General features: G+C 72.1%; 17 protein-coding genes. 6 read left to right on the top strand and 11 right to left on the bottom strand.

Features of this window, described 5'->3' with window-relative positions; translation table 11 throughout:
* The first annotated feature begins 125 nt into the window (after positions 1-125).
* Both OJ962_RS32320 and OJ962_RS32315 read left to right on the top strand, forming a co-directional pair.
* Positions 126-707: a matrixin family metalloprotease gene (locus tag OJ962_RS32320; RefSeq protein WP_270006880.1), complete on the top strand. Its 582-nt coding sequence runs from the start codon at positions 126-128 to the stop codon at positions 705-707.
* Between the two features lie 58 nt (positions 708-765).
* Entirely contained in the window at positions 766-1839 is a 1074-nt protein-coding gene (locus tag OJ962_RS32315; protein ID WP_202958004.1) for an aminotransferase class I/II-fold pyridoxal phosphate-dependent enzyme, read from the top strand.
* Here the strand turns inward: OJ962_RS32315 and OJ962_RS32310 are convergent.
* The 3 genes from OJ962_RS32310 to OJ962_RS32300 are packed head-to-tail and all read right to left on the bottom strand — an operon-like array spanning position 1821 to position 3549.
* Positions 1821-1997, bottom strand: coding sequence for a hypothetical protein (locus OJ962_RS32310; RefSeq protein WP_202957816.1), 177 nt, complete (start codon positions 1995-1997; stop codon positions 1821-1823). The two genes, OJ962_RS32315 and OJ962_RS32310, sit on opposite strands and share 19 nt — an antisense overlap.
* The gene (locus tag OJ962_RS32305; protein WP_202957815.1) at positions 1988-3031 is read right to left on the bottom strand and encodes an MFS transporter; all 1044 of its coding nucleotides are present in this window, start codon (positions 3029-3031) and stop codon (positions 1988-1990) included. Before OJ962_RS32305 ends, OJ962_RS32310 begins: the two co-directional genes overlap by 10 nt.
* Entirely contained in the window at positions 3028-3549 is a 522-nt protein-coding gene (locus OJ962_RS32300; RefSeq protein WP_270006878.1) for a TetR/AcrR family transcriptional regulator, read from the bottom strand. The genes OJ962_RS32305 and OJ962_RS32300 overlap by 4 nt, the downstream gene beginning before the upstream one ends.
* A 55-nt stretch (positions 3550-3604) precedes the next feature.
* On the opposite strand from OJ962_RS32300, the gene OJ962_RS32295 reads away from it, so the two are divergent.
* Genes OJ962_RS32295 through OJ962_RS32285 form a run of 3 tightly spaced genes read left to right on the top strand, consistent with a single transcriptional unit; the run spans position 3605 to position 6426 of the window.
* Positions 3605-5026, top strand: coding sequence for a flavin-containing monooxygenase (locus OJ962_RS32295; protein ID WP_238932452.1), 1422 nt, complete (start codon positions 3605-3607; stop codon positions 5024-5026).
* Complete coding sequence (locus OJ962_RS32290; RefSeq protein WP_202957812.1) at positions 5023-5805, top strand: SDR family NAD(P)-dependent oxidoreductase; 783 nt, start codon at positions 5023-5025, stop codon at positions 5803-5805. The genes OJ962_RS32295 and OJ962_RS32290 overlap by 4 nt, the downstream gene beginning before the upstream one ends.
* Before the next feature lie 9 nt (positions 5806-5814).
* Complete coding sequence (locus tag OJ962_RS32285; RefSeq protein ID WP_202957811.1) at positions 5815-6426, top strand: hypothetical protein; 612 nt, start codon at positions 5815-5817, stop codon at positions 6424-6426.
* On the opposite strand, the gene OJ962_RS32280 is transcribed toward OJ962_RS32285, so the two are convergent.
* The 7 genes from OJ962_RS32280 to OJ962_RS32250 form a co-directional block, all read right to left on the bottom strand.
* Positions 6416-7369, bottom strand: coding sequence for a Gfo/Idh/MocA family protein (locus OJ962_RS32280; RefSeq protein WP_202957810.1), 954 nt, complete (start codon positions 7367-7369; stop codon positions 6416-6418). The genes OJ962_RS32285 and OJ962_RS32280 overlap by 11 nt on opposite strands.
* Positions 7366-8640, bottom strand: a complete 1275-nt coding sequence (locus OJ962_RS32275; protein ID WP_202957809.1) for a sugar ABC transporter permease — start codon at positions 8638-8640, stop codon at positions 7366-7368. The genes OJ962_RS32280 and OJ962_RS32275 overlap by 4 nt, the downstream gene beginning before the upstream one ends.
* On the bottom strand, positions 8637-9443 hold the full coding sequence (locus OJ962_RS32270) for an ATP-binding cassette domain-containing protein (RefSeq protein ID WP_202957808.1): 807 nt from the start codon (positions 9441-9443) through the stop codon (positions 8637-8639). The genes OJ962_RS32275 and OJ962_RS32270 overlap by 4 nt, the downstream gene beginning before the upstream one ends.
* Positions 9440-10561, bottom strand: coding sequence for a sugar ABC transporter substrate-binding protein (locus tag OJ962_RS32265; RefSeq protein WP_202957807.1), 1122 nt, complete (start codon positions 10559-10561; stop codon positions 9440-9442). Before OJ962_RS32265 ends, OJ962_RS32270 begins: the two co-directional genes overlap by 4 nt.
* An 82-nt stretch (positions 10562-10643) precedes the next feature.
* Complete coding sequence (locus tag OJ962_RS32260; RefSeq protein WP_202957806.1) at positions 10644-11801, bottom strand: ROK family protein; 1158 nt, start codon at positions 11799-11801, stop codon at positions 10644-10646.
* 96 nt (positions 11802-11897) lie between these two features.
* Positions 11898-13103, bottom strand: a complete 1206-nt coding sequence (locus OJ962_RS32255) for an ROK family transcriptional regulator (protein ID WP_202957805.1) — start codon at positions 13101-13103, stop codon at positions 11898-11900.
* 37 nt (positions 13104-13140) lie between these two features.
* Positions 13141-13899, bottom strand: a complete 759-nt coding sequence (locus OJ962_RS32250; protein WP_202957804.1) for an RDD family protein — start codon at positions 13897-13899, stop codon at positions 13141-13143.
* A gap of 6 nt (positions 13900-13905) precedes the next feature.
* On the opposite strand from OJ962_RS32250, the gene OJ962_RS32245 reads away from it, so the two are divergent.
* The gene (locus tag OJ962_RS32245; protein WP_202957803.1) at positions 13906-14913 is read left to right on the top strand and encodes a stage II sporulation protein M; all 1008 of its coding nucleotides are present in this window, start codon (positions 13906-13908) and stop codon (positions 14911-14913) included.
* Here OJ962_RS32245 and OJ962_RS32240 read toward each other — a convergent pair.
* Positions 14834-16126, bottom strand: a 1293-nt coding sequence (locus OJ962_RS32240) for a DUF58 domain-containing protein (protein WP_270006877.1), incomplete at its 5' end; no start/stop codon positions are given. The genes OJ962_RS32245 and OJ962_RS32240 overlap by 80 nt on opposite strands.

Here is a 16126-nt window from a genome sequence, read left to right as displayed (position 1 = left end):
GGCCTTCGGCGCACAGAGCGCCGCAGCTTCACTGTCCCGGAAACGAGGCCGCCCGCACCTCAATCCTCGTGCGTGCATTTGCCCATAGACCTGGGCGGCCTCGACGTGCCTACGTGCTCGTCGCCATGGCCGCCGTCCTCAGCCTCCTGCTCGCCCCGCGGATGTTCACCGCGGTGGCCGGCACCGACGACAACCGCTGGCCCCGTGGCGTCGTGAACGTCTACGACGCAAGCGGGATGACCGACACCATGATCACCGCCGCCGAGCGCTGGACCGACTCCGGCGCGAACGTGACGATCCGCGTGGTCCGAGAACAGCGGGACGCCGACGTGATCGTCCGCAGCGACGACGAGCGCCTGATCGAGCTCTGCGGGCGCGACTGCCTCGGCTACAGCACGTCGATCGGCCGCCCGAGCGACGGCACGAGCGAGATCATCATGCGCGGCAACCTCGGCGGCGAGCCTCGACCGCTGTCGGTGTGGGTCGCGGCGCACGAGCTCGGCCACGTGCTCGGCCTGCACCACCGCGACGGCCACGACTGCTCGGTGATGTCGCCGCGCGCGTTCGACACGCGCTGCGCGCCCTCACTGGCGGCGACGCGCCCGACCAGCTCCGAGCTGGCGTGCGTGCCCGCGCCCGCGGACGTGGACATCGCGGCGGGGATCTACGGGGGCGCAGCGGCGACGCGCGACCCGCGCTGCCGATAGCGTCCCGCGCGTGATCGCGTCACGCCTCGCCGGATTCGGCACCACGATCTTCACCGAGATGTCCGCGCTCGCCGAGCGCACCGGGGCCATCAACCTCGGACAGGGCTTCCCCGACGAGGACGGCCCGGCGGCCGTGCTGGAGGCGGCGCAGGCCGCGATGCGCGACGGCCGCAACCAGTACGCGCCGCTGCCCGGCGTGCCCGCGCTGCGCGCCGCGATCGCCGAGCACCAGCAGCGCTTCTACGGGATCGAGCTCGACCCGGCCTCGCAGGTGCAGGTGACGATGGGCGCGACGGAGGCGATCGCGGCCGCGATCCTCGGCCTGTGCGAGCCCGGCGACGACGTGCTCGCGTTCGACCCGTACTACGACTCCTATCCCGCCGCCACGGCGATGGCCGGCGCGCGGTTCGTGCCGATCCCGCTCGACCCGCCGGACTTCACGTTCGACGACATCGTCGTCGGGCCGAAGGCGCGCGTGATCCTCATCAACTCGCCGCACAACCCGACCGGACGCGTGTTCAGCCGCGAGGAGCTGCAGCGGATCGCCGACGTCGTGATCGAGCACGACCTGATCGCGATCACCGACGAGGTCTACGAGCACCTCGTGTTCGACGGGCTCGAGCACATCCCGCTGTCCACGCTGCCGGGGATGGCCGAGCGGACGCTGTCGATCTCGAGCCTGGGCAAGACGTTCAGCGTCACGGGCTGGAAGGTCGGCTGGGCGACGGGTCCCGCGGAGCTGGTCGCGGCGGTGCGGGCGGCCAAGCAGTTCCTGACCTTCGCGGGCGCGACGCCGTTCCAGCACGCGGGCGCGGCGGCGCTGCGCCTGGACGACGACTGGTACCGCGCGTTCGCGCTCGAGCTGCAGGCCAAGCGCGACCACCTGTGCGACGCGTTCAGCCACTTCACCGTCGCGCGCCCGCAGGGCACGTACTTCGCCAACGTCGATGTCGGGCGGGACGCGACGGAGTTCGCGCGCGAGCTGCCGTACGAGGCGGGCGTCGTCGCCATCCCGACGTCGGTGTTCAGCGCGACCCCCGAACGGCTGGCGCCCTACCTGCGCTTCGCCTTCTGCAAGCGCCTCCCCGTGATCGACGAGGCCGCTCGCCGCCTTCAATCTCTGGAGTCGTAGTTCCAGAAGCGCGGGAGCGCCGCGGCCAACGCCGCGCACCCGGCGACCACGATCGCCCCGCCGATCACGATCGACGGCCCGAGCCCGAACAGCGAAGCGCCGAAGCCCGCCCGCGCGTTGCCGAGCAACGGGCCGCTCGACCAGGAGATCATCTCCATCCCTGCCAAGCGGCCGCGCAGGCGGTCCGGGATCGTCTCGTTCCAGAGCGCGCCGCGGAAGATGCCGCTGATGGCGTCGGCGGCGCCCGCGAAGGCCAGCGCGACCAGCGCGAGCCACAGCGAGTCCGCGAACCCGAACAGCGCCACGAACGCGCCCCAGCCCGCCGCGGCCCACACGATCGCGCGCCCGTTGTGGTGCACGCGCACGCTCCAGCCGGACGTGAGCATGGCGACGATCGCACCGACCGCGGGCGCCGCCCACAGCAGGCCGACGACCTCCGCCCCGCCGTAGCGCTCCGCCACTGCCGGGAGAGCGCGAACGGCATGCCGAAGAACATCGCGTGGATGTCGATCACGTAGGAGCCGAGGATCTCCTGGCGCGACCCGGCATACCGGATGCCCTCGACGACGCCGCGCAGGCTCGGCGGCTCGGCGTCCGGCGGCGGGGGAGGCGTGCGCATGAGCGCGAACGCGGTGAGCGAGCCGACGAACGAGACGACGTCGATCGCGTACGCGGTCTCCACCCCGCCGGCCGCGATCACGAGGCCCGCCAGCGCCGGCCCGACGATCCCGCTCACGCTCATCAGCGACCACGAGATCGCTGACGCCGCCTTGAGCTCGTCGCGCTCGACCAGCCGCGGCAGCAGCGCGTCCAGCGGCGGCCGGAGCACGGCGCTGGCCGCGGCGAACAGCGTCGCGGCGACGTACAGCACCCACAGCTGCGGGTCCGGCAGCAGCGCGTTGACGAGCAGGACGGCGGAGATGAACCCGGAGGCGAGTTCGGCGCCGAAGATCAGCTTGCGCCGGTCGAAGGAGTCCGCGAGCGCGCCGCCGATCAGCGCCAGCGCGATGATCGGGATGAACTGCGCGATACCGATCAAGCCGACCGCGACCGTCGAGTCCGTGAGGTCGAAGACGTGCACGGCGAGCGCAACCTGCGTGAACTGGGTGCCGATCGACGACACGGTCGAGCCGCCGACCATCAGCCGCAGGTCGCGCCGCCTGCGCAGCAGTCCGAGGTCCGGGAGGATCACCGGGTCAGCTTGTCCAGCGTGAAGCGGGTGAGCGTGAGGATGCGCTCGACGTCGAAGCCCTCGAGCGTGAGCCGGGCCGCCTCGTCCGCATAGGCGCGCAGCATGTGTGCCGTCAGCTCGGGATCGGGCAGGCCGTCGGGCGCCGCCGCCGCCAACCGTGCGACCACCGCGGCGCGGCCCGCCGCGATCCGCTGGTGCAGCAACCGCGGCGCGCCCTCCTGCGGCATCAGCACGAGCCGCCAGGTGCCGGGATCGGACTGCACCGCGTGCAGGTACGCGGTCAGCGCGCCGAGCAGGTCGTCGTAGGTCTCCGGGAGCTGGCCGAGCGCGCGCAGCGCCTCGCGGTCCACGAGCGCTTCGAGCAGGCCGGCGAGGTCGTCGAAGTGGCCGTAGACGATCGGGCGCGTGATGCCGGCGGCGCGCGCGACGGCCTCGATCGACACCGCGTGGAAGCCTTCTTCCAGCACCATCGCCTTGGTCGCCTCCAGCAGCTGCTCCCGGCGTTGCTCGGCGCTCATCCGCATGTGACCAATGTCAGGTTACAGAGGCGTAAGTTACGGCAATGTAACCGGCATGGACGTCGACATCGCCATCGTCGGCAGCGGCTTCTCGGGCCTCGGCCTCGGCGTGCGGCTGCGCCAGGAGGGGATCGAGGACTTCGTCGTCCTCGAGCGCGGCGACGGCGTCGGCGGGACGTGGCACTACAACACGTATCCGGGCTGCGCCTGCGACGTCCCCTCGCACCTGTACTCGTTCTCGTTCGCGCCCAACCCGGACTGGACGCGGACGTACTCGCGCCAGCCGGAGATCCGCGCGTACCTGGAGCGGGTGGCAGAGCGTGTGCGGGATCGCATCCGGCTGAAGTGCGAGGTGCGCGACGCGCGCTGGGACGGCGCGCGCTGGAACCTGCAGACGAGCGACGGTCCGGTGCGCGCGCGGGTGCTCGTGGCCGGAACCGGTCCGCTGGTGGAGCCCAGGTTCCCGGACTTCCCCGGGCTGGAGCGCTTCCAGGGCGTGAAGATGCACTCCGCGCGCTGGGACCACAGCGTCGACCTGCGCGGCACGCGCGTCGCGAGCATCGGGACGGGCGCGTCGGCGATCCAGTACGTCCCGCGGATCGCGCCCGAGGTGGACCAGCTGTACGTCGTGCAGCGCACGCCGCCGTGGGTGATGCCGCACAGCGCGCGGCCGATCAGCCGCCTGGAACGCCGCGTGTTCCGCCGCTTCCCGCTCGCGCAGCGTGCGCTGCGCACCGGCATCTACGCCACGCGCGAGCTGCTCGTGCTGGGCATGGTCAAGTACCCACCGGGCATGAAGCTGCTCGAGCGGGCCGGCCGGCGGCACATGGAGCGCGCGCTGAAGGACCCCGAGCTGATCGCGAAGGCGACGCCCGACTACACCGCAGGCTGCAAGCGCATCCTGCCGTCCAACGACTGGTATCCGGCACTCGCGCGTGAGAACGTCGAACTCGTCACCAAGGGCGTCGCGGAGGTGCGCGAGCGCTCGATCGTGCTCACCGACGGGCGCGAGCTGGAGGTCGACGCGCTCGTGTTCGGCACCGGCTTCCAGGTCCTCGACATGCCGGTCGGCCGGCTGGTCCGCGGGCGCGACGGCCGCACGCTGGCCGAGGTCTGGAACGGCTCCCCGCGCGCGCACCTGGGCGTGACCGTGCCCGGCTTCCCGAACTTCTTCATGATGATGGGCCCGAACACGGGGCTCGGGCACACGTCGGTCGTGTACATGATCGAGGCGCAGATCGCCTATGTCCTCGACGCGCTGCACACCGGCGCGCACACGGTCGAGGTGCGGCCGGAGGTCGTCGAGCGCTTCCACGCCGAGGTCCAGCGGCGCATGCGCGGCACGGTGTGGAGCACGGGCTGCAAGAGCTGGTACCAGGACGAGCAGGGCAACAACCCGACGCTCTGGCCTGACTGGACATGGCGCTACCGGCAGCGGACGGCGCGTTTCAAGGACGAGGAGTACGTGGTCACATGAGGCGGATCATCATCACCGGCGCCGCGGGCGGGATCGGCAGCGCCACGGTGCAGTTGTTGCGTTCGCGCGGCGCGCAGGTCGTCGGGCTCGACCTCGCCGGCGCGGACATCGAGTGCGACGTGCGTTCGCAGGAATCCGTGGACCGCGCCGTCAGCGCCGCGATCGAGCAGCTCGGCGGCCTCGACGTGCTCATCAACAATGCCGGCCTCGGCACGCCGCAGAGCGCGGCCGAGCCGCCGGACGAAGCGGCGCTGAAGGTGCTGGACGTCAACCTCGTCGGCCCCTGGCGCGTGACGTCCGCCGCGCTGCCGGCCCTGCGTGAGTCGCACGGGCGCGTCGTCAACGTGGCCTCCGGTCTGGCCCACGTCACCGTCCCGTTCGCGACCGCGTACACGATCTCCAAGCGCGGCGTCGTCGCCTACAGCGACCTGCTCCGCCTGGAGGAGGGCGACCGCGTCGACGTCACCACGGTCTACCCCGGCTACATCCGCACATCCATCCACGCCGAGTCCCAGGCCGCGGGCGTGCCGCTGGAAGGCGCGGTCCCCGTCGAGGACGTCAGCGACGCCGCCCGCACGCTCGTCCGCGCCGCGCTCGGTGCGCCCGTGCGCGACCTCGCCACCACGCGCGAGGGCACGCTCACCTACGCGGTCGTCCGGCTCGCTCCGCGCCGCGTCGTCGACGCAATCACCCGCCGCCAGATGCAGCGCCTCGCCCGCAAGGGGCACTTCGCCGAAAGTGGTCTGGCCGGCGGGTTCGTTCGGCGAATCTCAAGCTAGATTCGACACATGAGGAAGCTCCTTCTGGCCGCGGTCGCTGTCGCCGCCTTTGCCGTTCACGCCGCGCCCAGCGAGGCGGCGTGCATCGCCACGTTGAATTGGCGGACTTACACGTACACCGGCGCGGCGAGCAACCCCGCGGGCGTGAAGATCGGCGCCGAGCTCCCCGAGCGAGCCAAGGTCCCCAGCTGCAACGACATGGTGGTCAACGGCCAGGTCCCGCCGTTGACGTACTCGGACATGCCCGTGGCGCAGCTCGACGGCGTGCCGCCGTCGGTGGCCCTCGCCGGCGGGGCGTCCGTCGTGTACGTCAACGCCTCCACGTTCCCGCAGCTGCCCTCGCACCCGCTGCACCGGACGCTCGGCTACGACCGCGCGCCGGAGCGTCCCGTCAGCGGCGCTCCGTGCCAGGTCAAGGGCGTCGCCCGGACGGACACCGCCGGGCTCACCGTCAACGGCGCGCGTGTGATCGTCACGCGGGACACCAAGGTCGAGCTGCAACGCCACGGCACCGGCTTCATCGCGCCCGGCACCACGGTGCGCGTCGGCGGCAGTGCCTGCGAGAAGAAGTACGGCGCGATCTGGGTGAAGGCCCGGCGGATCGCCCGCGTCACAGGGTGACGGCCGCGCCGGACTCGGCGGCGCGGTAGAGCGCCTCGATCGTCCGGGCCTGGCCGAGCGCGTCCTCGCGGCCGAGCCGCGGGGGCGCTTCGCCCGCGAACGCTTCGAGCTCGCGCGTGTACGGGTCCACGGACTCGGGCGTGAGCTCCTCGGTCTCCTCGCGCGCGAGGATGATCTTCGCGCCGAGCGGCGTCTGCCACGGGGACGGGACGAGGATCGTGCCCTCGTCGCCGACGACCTCCAGCTGGTTGCGGCGGTGCACATCCATCCCGCAGTCGATCGTCGCGAGCACGTCGGGGAAGCGCAGCAGGCCGGCGAAGCGGGCGTCCACGCCGTCGCCGCCGATCACCTGCTCACCCGACACGCGCAAGGGCTCAGTGCCCGCGATCAAGCGCGCGGCGCTGACGCAGTAGCAGCCGACGTCCATCAGGGCGCCGCCCTCGAGCGCCGAGTTCCAGCGGACGTTCTCCAGCCACGGGAGGTTGAAGCCGAACGCGGCGCGGATCACGCGCAGCTCGCCGATCGCGCCTTCTCGAACCAGCCGCACGACCTCTTCGGTCTGCGGGTGAAAGCGCCACATGAACGCCTCCATCAGCGTGCGCCCGGCGCGGTCGGCCGCGTCGAAGGCGCGCTGGACCTCCGCCGGATGGCGGGAGAGCGGCTTCTCGCACAGCACGTGCTTGCCGGCCTCCAGCGCCTTGATCGACCACTCGACGTGCATCGAGTTCGGCAGGCCGATGTAGATGGCGTCGACCTCGTCGGACGCCAGCAGCTCCTCGTAGGTGCCGTACGCGTGCGCGATCTCGCGCTCGTCGGCCCAGGCGCGGGCCCGCGCGAGATCGCGCGAGCCCACCGCCGTGACTTGCGCCTTCGTCGTCCCGCGCGCACCGTCGACGATGCGGTCCGCGATGCGCGCGGTCGACAGGATGCCCCAGCGGATCATCTGCCGGTTGCGGCTGCCCTTCTGCGGGAGATCGCGTCGACGGAGGCGGCGAGCAGGAGCACGAGGCCGTTGATGATGAACTGCACGCCGGACTTCTGCGTCACCAGCGGGAGGCCGTTGGCGATGATCGCCACCACCAACCCGCCCGTGACGGCGTCCACGATCCGGCCGCGCCCACCGAACAGCGAGGTGCCGCCGATGACCGCCGCGCCGACCGCATACAGCAGGGTCTGCGCGCCGCCCGTGGTCGGCGAGACGCTGTTGTCACGCGACGCGAGCAGGATGCCCGCGACGATCGCCAGCGTCGAGCCGAGGATGAAGCACAGCGTCTTGATGTTCGGCACGTTGATGCCCGCGCGGCGCGCCGCCTCGGCGTTGCCGCCGACGGCGTACACGTGCCGGCCGAAGCTCGTGCGCATCAGCAGGAACGTGAGCACGACCACGAGCGCGACGACCAGCGGCACCACCCACGGCACGCCCTGGATGACGATCGGCGCATTCGGGCGCTGGCGCTCCTGCTGGAGCAGCCAGATCAGGGCGAGCACCACGACGGCCAGCGCACCGACCTTCACGGCGAGCACCGAGATCGCCGGCGTCGGGAGCCCGGCCTTCTTGCGCGTGCGCATCGCCCAGAACTGGAAGAACGCGAACCCGGCGATCACGATCAGCGCCAGCAGCCAGCCCAGCGCCACGGGCATGTTCTTGTTCATGACGCTCAGGACGGCGTCGTCGCGGATCGGGATCGTGCCGCCCTCGCCGATGATCAGCAGCATCGCGCCCTGCAGGCCCAGGAAGAAGGCCAGCGAGACGACGAACGACGGGATCCCGAGCCGTGCCACCAGCAGCGCGATGGCCAGGCCGATCGCGACGCCGGTGAGCAGCGCCGCGGCGATGCTCAGCGGCCACGCCCAGCCGTGATTGGTCAGCGTGACACCGAGGATCGCGGCGCCGGTGCCGGCCGTGAAGCCGGCGGAGAGGTCGATCTCGCCCAACAGCAGGACGAACACGAGCCCCATCGCGAGGACCATGATCGCCGCGCCCTGGTTGAGCAGGTTGGCGAAGTTCTGCTCGGTCAGAAACGAGTCCGGCTCCATGATCCCGAACACGATCACCAGCACGACCGCGCCGATGACCGCGGGCAGGGCGCCGAGGTCGCCGCCCTTGATGCGCTCCCAGTAGCCGGACGCGGCCTCGCCGATCCCGCCCTGGCCGGGCGTGGTCTCGAGGTCGAACTGGGAGACCTGCGCCGAGTCGGACTGCGTGGTGCTCATGCCACACCCGCCTCGGCGGCCTCACGGGGCTTGAGCCCGATGTCACCCGAGCGGCCGGCCGTGATCAGCTCGATCACCTGCGTGTTGTTGACGTCCTTGGCGCGCACCTGGGCCGCCATCTGGCCCAGGAAGAGCGTCGCGATGCTGTCCGCGACCTGCATGACGTCGTTCATGTTGTGCGTGATCAGCACGACGCCGAGCCCGTTGTCGGCCAGCCGGCGCACCAGGTTGAGCACCTGCTCGGTCTGGGCGACGCCCAGCGCGGCGGTCGGCTCGTCGAGGATCACGAGCTTGCTGTTCCACAGCACCGCCCGGGCGATCGCGACCGTCTGGCGCTGACCGCCCGAGAGGCTGGAGACGTTCTGGCGCAACGAGCGCAGGGTCCGCACCGAGAGGGACTTCAGGGTGTCCCCCGCGCGCTTCTCCATCTCGGTCTCGTTGAGCGTGATCCCCGAGTGCAGCTCGCGCCCGAGGAACATGTTGTGGACAACGTCGAGGTTGTCGCACAGCGCGAGATCCTGGTAGACGATCTCGATCCCCAACGCGTTCGCGTCCTTCGGCCCGTGGATCGTCACGGGCTGCCCCTCGAACAGAATCTCACCGTCGTCGAAGGGATGGATCCCCGCGATGCACTTGATCAAAGTGCTCTTGCCGGCGCCATTGTCGCCGACCAGCGCGGTCACCTCACCAGGCCGGACGTCGAAGTCCACGTCCCGCAGGACGTGCACCGCGCCGAAGCTCTTGTTGATCCCGCGCAGGGACAGCAGCGGGGCGCGCTGCTGTCCCTCGACGGCCTGGGTCATCCGCTGACGCCGTTCTCTTCGCAGGCCTTCTGCAGGGCCTCGTTGGTGCAGATCTTGTCGGCGGTGGTGAAGCCGTCGGCGACGACGTCCTTCACGTTCTCCTTGGTGATCTGCTGCGGCTCGAGCAGCACCGACTTGACCTGCTCGCCGGTCTCGGTGTCCTCCACCTGGCCCGTGGCCAGCTTGTCGGCGCCGGCCGTGTCGCCCTTGGCGAGCGCGATCGCGAGCTGGGCGGCCGCGTCGGCCTCCTTCTTGATCGCCTTGTAGACCGTCACGCACTGGGTGCCGAGCAACACGCGCTGCAGACCCTCGTCCGTGGCGTCCTGGCCGGTCGTCGGGATCTCGGTCGCGCCCTCGCGCTTGAGCACCGACGCCACGGCGCCGCCGAGGCCGTCATTGGCGGCCGCGACACCCACGAAGTCACCCTTGGCCTTCGTGAACATCTGCTCGAAGATCGTGCCGGCCTTCGTGTTGTCCCAGTCCGGGACGCTCTGATCCTCGGTCACGGTGTAGCCCGCGTCCGTGATCGCCTTCTCGTAGCCCTGCTTGAACAGCGTGGCGTTGTTGTCGGTCGGCGAGCCGTTGAGCAGCGCGACGTTGCCGCTCGAGTTGCCCGCGTCCTGCATGCACTTGACCAGGCCCGAGCCGATCGCGGTGCCGACGGCCACGTTGTCGAAGGACACGTAGTAGGAGGCGCCGCCGCCGAGCGTGAGGCGGTCATAGTCGATGACCGGCACGCCCTGCTGCTTGGCCTTGTTGATGACCGCGGCGGCGGACGGGCTGTCGAGGTTGACGATCAGCAGCACGTTCGCGCCGGCGTTGAGCATCTGGTCGGCGATCGTCGCGAACTTGGCCTTGTCGCCGTTCGCGTTCTGGATGTCCGACTCCACCCCGGCGGCCTTGAAGGCGTCACCGAGGAACTTGCGGTCCGCCGTCTCCCAGCGGGCCGACGACGCGGCGTCCGGCAGGATCACGCCGACCTTGGCCGGCGTCTCCTGGGTCTGCTCGGAGCCTCCTCCGCCGCCGCTGGACGTGGTGGGCTCGTCGTCCCCGCACGCAGCGACGGTGAACGCGAGCGTCGCTGCGACGGCGACGGCCCCGAGGGCACGGAACTTCATATGGGTTCTCCCCTTCCTCCAGATGGGTGCAGACTGGCGACTATCTGCGAATTCGAAGTATCTGCCTCCAAATGTACAGGTGTCAAGCGACGACTCGCCCGAGAACGAGCGCAACGGCTCCGAGCACTTCCGCTCGCTCACCTAGTTCTCCCTGCAAAACCACGACATCTTCGGCCGCGGAACGGATCGCGCCTCTCCTTAAGGACTCACGAAGCGGATCCAGGAGCAGATCCCCGGCCGCGCCGAGGTCTCCGCCGACCACCACTTTCTGGGGATTGAACAGGTTGCAGAGCGTCGCGACGGCCGTGCCGATGGCCGCGCCGGCGTCCGCGATCGCGCGCGCCACGCCCGTATCGCCGCGCTGCGCGAGCCGGACGACGTCCTGGAGCGTGAGCTCATCCCCGTGCAGGTCGGCCAGGGCGGCCAGCACGGCCGGGCCGCCCGCGAACGTCTCCAGGCAGCCGCGGTTGCCGCAGCGGCAGATCGGCCCGCCCGGGTCCACGACGGTGTGGCCCAGCTCACCCGCGGTTCCGCCCGCTCCCACATACGGCTGGCCGGCGACGATGAACCCGGCGCCGATGCCGGTCGCAGCCTTCACGTAGGCCATGTGCTCCACGCCGCGGCCCGAGCCCCACACCCACTCCCCGAGCGCCCCGAGGTTCGCGTCGTTCTCGACCTCGACGTGGTGTCCGAGCGCTTCCGAGACCGCGTTCGCGGCGTTGATCCCGACCCATCCGGGCAGGATCGTCGAGTTGCCGAGCTCGCCCGACGGCCGGTGCACCGGACCGGGCAGGCCCATGCCGATGCCGAGCAACTCGCTCTTGCTGACCTCGGCCGCCTCGAGCGCCTCTTTGAACATCCGCTGCGCGAGCACGATCGCCTCGCGGGCGGGCAGGTCGGCGTCGAGCGCGCGATGGCGCTCGGCGAGCAGCTGGTGGCTGAGATCCGAGATCGCCATCCGCAGGTGACGCTTGCCGAAGTCGACGCCCGCCACCACGCCCGCCTTGCGGTGCAGCGCGATCAGCACCGGCGGCCGCCCGACCGTCCCGCGCTCGGGCGGATGCACCGGCGCGGCGGGCTCGACGACCAGCCCGGCGGCCTGGAGATCGCTGACCACCGCCGACACCGTCGAGGGCGCGAGCGCCGCACGGCGCGCCAGATCCGCGCGCGACACGGCCCCGGCCTCGGCCAGGACCCCGACGACGCGCGCCCGAGCGTCGCGGCGTGAAGTCCGTTCCATCGGTGATGGAACTTACACGCGAAAGTAACGCGGCGGCAACGGTCGATTAGTTCGGGACCGCGGAAAGGCGTGTACGAAGCCCAACGCCGGGCCGGCTCAGCCCGCGAGGGCGAGACGGGTGGGCAGGGCCCGATCCGCCTCGGACACCACCAGCGCGAGCGCGCCCAGCACGTGCGCCCGCTCGCCGAGCACCCCGGCGACGAGCTTCGCGCCACGCGAGGTCTCGGGCAGCGCCGCCCGCCCGACCGACTCGCGCATCCCGTCGAGCAACAGGTCACCCGCGGACGCGAGGTGCCCGCCCACGACGAGCATCTCGGGATTGAGGAGGTTGAGCAGCGTGGCGGCGGCGGTGCCGAGGGCGCGGCCGGCGTCGGCGATCGCGCGGCGGGCGACCTCGTCGCCGGCGCGGGCGGCTTCGAGCATCGTGTCCATCGTGATGCCGTCGCCGTGGGAGCGGCGCAGCACGTCGACGAGCGCGCCCGTGGCGGCGACGGTCTCCAGACAGCCGCGGTTGCCGCAGCGGCAGACGATGCCTTCCGGGTCCACGAGGACGTGGCCGAGCTCGCCGGCGAGGCCGGCGCTGCCGCGGTACAGGCGGCCGTTGAGGATCAGGCCCGCGCCGATGCCGCTGGAGACCTTCAGGTAGACGAGGTCGGTGGCGTCGCGGCCCGCGCCGAAGGCGGCCTCCGCGAGGGCGCCGAGGTTCGCGTCGTTGTCGACCATGACCGGGATCTCGAGGCGCTTCTGTAGCTCCTCGGCGACGGTCATGCCGATCCAGCCGGGCAGGATCGCGGACGAGTGCACCGTGCCGTCGCCCTGGTCCACGGGGCCGGGCAGACCCATGCCCGCGCCGATCACCGTCTCCTTGGCCACGCCGGCGTCGGCCAGCGCCTCGACCACGAGCTCGGCGGCCATCTCCAAGCCCTCGTACGCGTCGTGGTCGGTGTCCAGCGGGCGAGTGCGCTCGGCGAGGATCGTCGACGCGAGGTCGGACACGGCGACGCGCAGGTGCGAGTGGCCGAAGTCCACACCGACGGCGGCGCCCGCGCTGGCGTCGAAGCTGAGCAGGATCGGCGGGCGGCCGCCCTGGGCGCCGTGCGCGAGCCCGGGCTCCGGGCGCTCGACGACCAGCCCGTCCGCCTGCAGGTCGGCGACCAGGCTCGAGACGGTGGAACGGCTCAGGCCGGTGCGTCGGGCGATCTCGGCGCGCGAGATCTGGCCCTCGTCGCGCAGCGCGCGGATCACGCGCAGGCGGTTGAGGCGGCGAAGACTTTCGAGGGAACCGGCGCGACCTGGGGGCATGGAAGCGGTTTCATTTGAGCGCAGCGGGCCGACATAATCAACCGTAAGGCGGTGCGGACCCCCCGACGGGGGGTGCCGACGGCCCGGACTTTGCGGCCGCGAGGTACTCCAGGAACTGCTCGTCGTGCAGCCCCGGGCGCACGCCGGGCACGCGCGGGCGCAGCTTCTCGACCAGCTCGCCCGCCAGCGCGGCGCGCGTGCCGGGCGCCAGGCTGTGGCGGCGTTCGAGGAAGGTGCGCACGGCCGCGAGCTCGGCGTCCCCCACACCGGTCACGTCCCAGCTGGCGAACTGGGCGGGCGGGATGACCGGCTGCGGCTGCTCGTACACGGGCGCCCGGGTCTCACGGATCACGAGCGAGCCGGCGGCGATGTCCCCCAGGCGCTGGTTGTTGCGCGTGACCAGGATCGAGATGACCGCCGGCAGGTAGAAGCCGAACCCGAACTCGACGATGCGGATCGTGTTGCGGATCAGGCTCGCGCGCAGGCCGACCGGCGAGCCGCCGTCGGCCACGACGCGCAGCCCGGCTGCCCGATGGCCGAGCGTCCGGCCGCCGCCGAAGACCTCGAAGACGACGTTGTAGACCACGAAGACCGAGAGGGCCGCCGCGGCCCCGACGATCGCGGCCGCCACCCGGCCGCCGAGCGCCCCCGCGAAGAGGACCGCGACGAAGGCGATCGAGAACCCGAGCAGCAGGTCGATCAGCGTGGCCATGAAGCGGGTCCCGATGCCCGCGAGCGGGAGCGCGAGCTGGACCCCTTCCGGGGTGGCGATCGTCCGGCGATCCTCATACTCCATTCCCACATGATGAGCGCTGAACGCTTCGAAGCGGAGCGAGCCGCCGACTGGGGCGAGCTGGACGCCGCGTTGCGCCAGGCGCGCGAGAAGCCGGAGCGGCTCGGCGCGGACGGCGTGCGGCGCCTCGGCGTGCTCTACCGCGCGGCCGCCGCGGACCTCGCGTTCGCCCGCCGGCGCTTCCCCGGGGACCCGCTGCTCGGCCGCCTGGAGCCGCTCGTGTTGCGCGGGCGCGCCGCGGTCTACGGCCGCACCGGGCGCCGCCAGTCCGTGTGGCAGTTCATGAAGCGCGGTTACTGGGTGCGGCTCGCCGAGCGCCCCTGGCTCGTGCTCGCCGCGTGGGCGCTGCTCATGGGTCCCGCGCTGCTCGGGTTCGTCTGGGGCCTCGTCGACTCCCCCACGGCGGCCGGTCTGATGCCGGCGGAGTTCCAGGGCGCGGCCGACCCGCCCGTCGAGGGCCGCGACTTCGACGCCGACGAGGCCTCCGCCTTCTCCGCTCAGGTGATGTTCAACAACATCCAGGTGACGCTGCTGGCGTTCGCCGGCGGGATCACCTACGGGCTCGTGACCGTGTACGCGCTCGTCTTCAACGGCCTGATCCTGGGCGTGATCGCGGGGCTGGCGATCGGCGCCGGGAACGGCATCGCGTTCCTGCGGCTGGTGTCCTCGCACGGCCCGCTCGAGATCTCGTGCATCGTGGTCGGGGGAATCGCAGGGCTGCGCATGGGCTGGGCGCTGATCCGGCCCGGCGTGCTGCGGCGCGCGACCTCGCTGCGCCGGGAGGCGCTCCCGGCCGTGGAGATGGCGATCGGCACGGTGCCGTACCTGGTGCTGTGCGGCGTGCTGGAAGGGTTCGCGACCGGGCCGGAGCTGCCCGTGTGGTTCCAGGCCGGGCTCGGCTTCGCGCTCGCGATCGCGTTCTGGACGCTCGTGTACGTCAGAGGATCGCGCGCGACTTCGCGCGCAGGTAGGTCGCGACGAGCGTCGCCGGCAGCCGGTCGGGCGGCGCTTCGATGACGCGCGCCCCGGCCGCGCGGACCTGAGCCGCCGCCCGCGCCCGGCCCGCGAGCACGTCGCGCGCGACGGTCGCGCGCGGCCGCGCCAGCCGGTCCTCCCCCTCCTGGTTGGCGATCGCCTCCAGCGCCGGATCGGACGGGCTCGCGACCACCACATGGTGCCGGCGCGTGAGCACTGGGACCGCTCTCACCAGTGGACGCGCGGCGGCCTCCTCGAGCAGGTCGCAGAGGACCACCACGAGCGCGCGCTTGTTGGCCTCCGCGCGCCGGAAGGCGAGCTCGAAGTCGGAGTCCACGGGCGCCGCCTCGAGGTCGAACAGCGCGCGCACGACCACCTGCCCGCCCTTGCGCTGCGGAGTGAGCGCAACGCGCACGTCGTCGTCGAACGCGACCGCGCCCGTGCGGTCCCCGAGCTCGTCGGCGACGAACGCGAGCGCCGAGGCGGCGTCGAGCTCGGCGTCGAGGATCGTCGCCTCGGCCAGCGGCGCCGTGGAGAGTCGCCCGGCGTCGATCAACAGGATCAGGTCGCGGTCCTGCTCGAGCCGGTACTGGTTGCTCATCGGGCGCCCCATCCGCGCCGTCGCGCGCCAGTTGACCTGGCGGACGTCGTCGTCGGGCACGTAGTCGCGGATCAGCTCGAATTCGGTGCCCAGCCCGAGCGGCCCGCGCGCGACGTTGCCCTGGTCGCGGAAGCGCCCGCGCGCGACCGCCAGCGCGAGCCGCCGCGCCGTGTGCAGGTCCGGGAACACGCGCACTTCGGCCTCGCCCGTGGCGGCGTGGTCCCAGCGCGCGAGCTTCAACGGGCCGGTCGAGCGGGACGCGACGGGCGGAAGGACGTGCCGCCCGCGCCGCAGCGCCGTGATCGAGTCCGGCTCGATCCGGACGTTCGCCGGGACGGGCTGGCGCGTGACGACGGTGCCACCCGCGGCGGGGGTCGCGGTGATGCCGAACGGCGCCGAGATCCCGCGGCTGAGGACCTCCGGCGCCTGCCGCGTGACGGTGGGCGCGCGGCGGGCGGCGCGCGCGTCGACGATCACGGCGCCGACGAGCGCCAGCGCGAGCAGGACGACCACGCCGATCGGGAGGATCAGCGCGGACAGGGCGAGCGCCGCGAGGACGACGACCGCGCGCGGGGCGGGGCTCATCGGCGGGGCGGGTGGCCGCGGCCGGCGATGACGCGGCGCGCGGACGTCGCGCGCGGCGCGACGGCGGCA

The sequence above is a fragment of the Solirubrobacter deserti genome (genome assembly GCF_027587175.1).
Taxonomy (GTDB): domain Bacteria; phylum Actinomycetota; class Thermoleophilia; order Solirubrobacterales; family Solirubrobacteraceae; genus Solirubrobacter; species Solirubrobacter deserti.
Note: the sequence above shows the minus strand (reverse complement) of the source record. Positions and strands in the feature narration are given on the sequence as shown.

Coding starts and splice junctions, on each gene's coding strand:
- OJ962_RS32320 (WP_270006880.1), top strand. CDS start 126: ATGGCCGCCGTCCTCAGCCTCCTGCTCGCCCCGCGGATGTTCACCGCG.
- OJ962_RS32315 (WP_202958004.1), top strand. CDS start 766: ATGTCCGCGCTCGCCGAGCGCACCGGGGCCATCAACCTCGGACAGGGC.
- OJ962_RS32310 (WP_202957816.1), bottom strand. CDS start 1,997: ATGGAGATGATCTCCTGGTCGAGCGGCCCGTTGCTCGGCAACGCGCGG.
- OJ962_RS32300 (WP_270006878.1), bottom strand. CDS start 3,549: ATGAGCGCCGAGCAACGCCGGGAGCAGCTGCTGGAGGCGACCAAGGCG.
- OJ962_RS32295 (WP_238932452.1), top strand. CDS start 3,605: ATGGACGTCGACATCGCCATCGTCGGCAGCGGCTTCTCGGGCCTCGGC.
- OJ962_RS32290 (WP_202957812.1), top strand. CDS start 5,023: ATGAGGCGGATCATCATCACCGGCGCCGCGGGCGGGATCGGCAGCGCC.
- OJ962_RS32285 (WP_202957811.1), top strand. CDS start 5,815: ATGAGGAAGCTCCTTCTGGCCGCGGTCGCTGTCGCCGCCTTTGCCGTT.
- OJ962_RS32280 (WP_202957810.1), bottom strand. CDS start 7,369: ATGATCCGCTGGGGCATCCTGTCGACCGCGCGCATCGCGGACCGCATC.
- OJ962_RS32275 (WP_202957809.1), bottom strand. CDS start 8,640: ATGAGCACCACGCAGTCCGACTCGGCGCAGGTCTCCCAGTTCGACCTC.
- OJ962_RS32270 (WP_202957808.1), bottom strand. CDS start 9,443: ATGACCCAGGCCGTCGAGGGACAGCAGCGCGCCCCGCTGCTGTCCCTG.
- OJ962_RS32265 (WP_202957807.1), bottom strand. CDS start 10,561: ATGAAGTTCCGTGCCCTCGGGGCCGTCGCCGTCGCAGCGACGCTCGCG.
- OJ962_RS32260 (WP_202957806.1), bottom strand. CDS start 11,801: ATGGAACGGACTTCACGCCGCGACGCTCGGGCGCGCGTCGTCGGGGTC.
- OJ962_RS32255 (WP_202957805.1), bottom strand. CDS start 13,103: ATGCCCCCAGGTCGCGCCGGTTCCCTCGAAAGTCTTCGCCGCCTCAAC.
- OJ962_RS32250 (WP_202957804.1), bottom strand. CDS start 13,899: ATGGAGTATGAGGATCGCCGGACGATCGCCACCCCGGAAGGGGTCCAG.
- OJ962_RS32245 (WP_202957803.1), top strand. CDS start 13,906: ATGATGAGCGCTGAACGCTTCGAAGCGGAGCGAGCCGCCGACTGGGGC.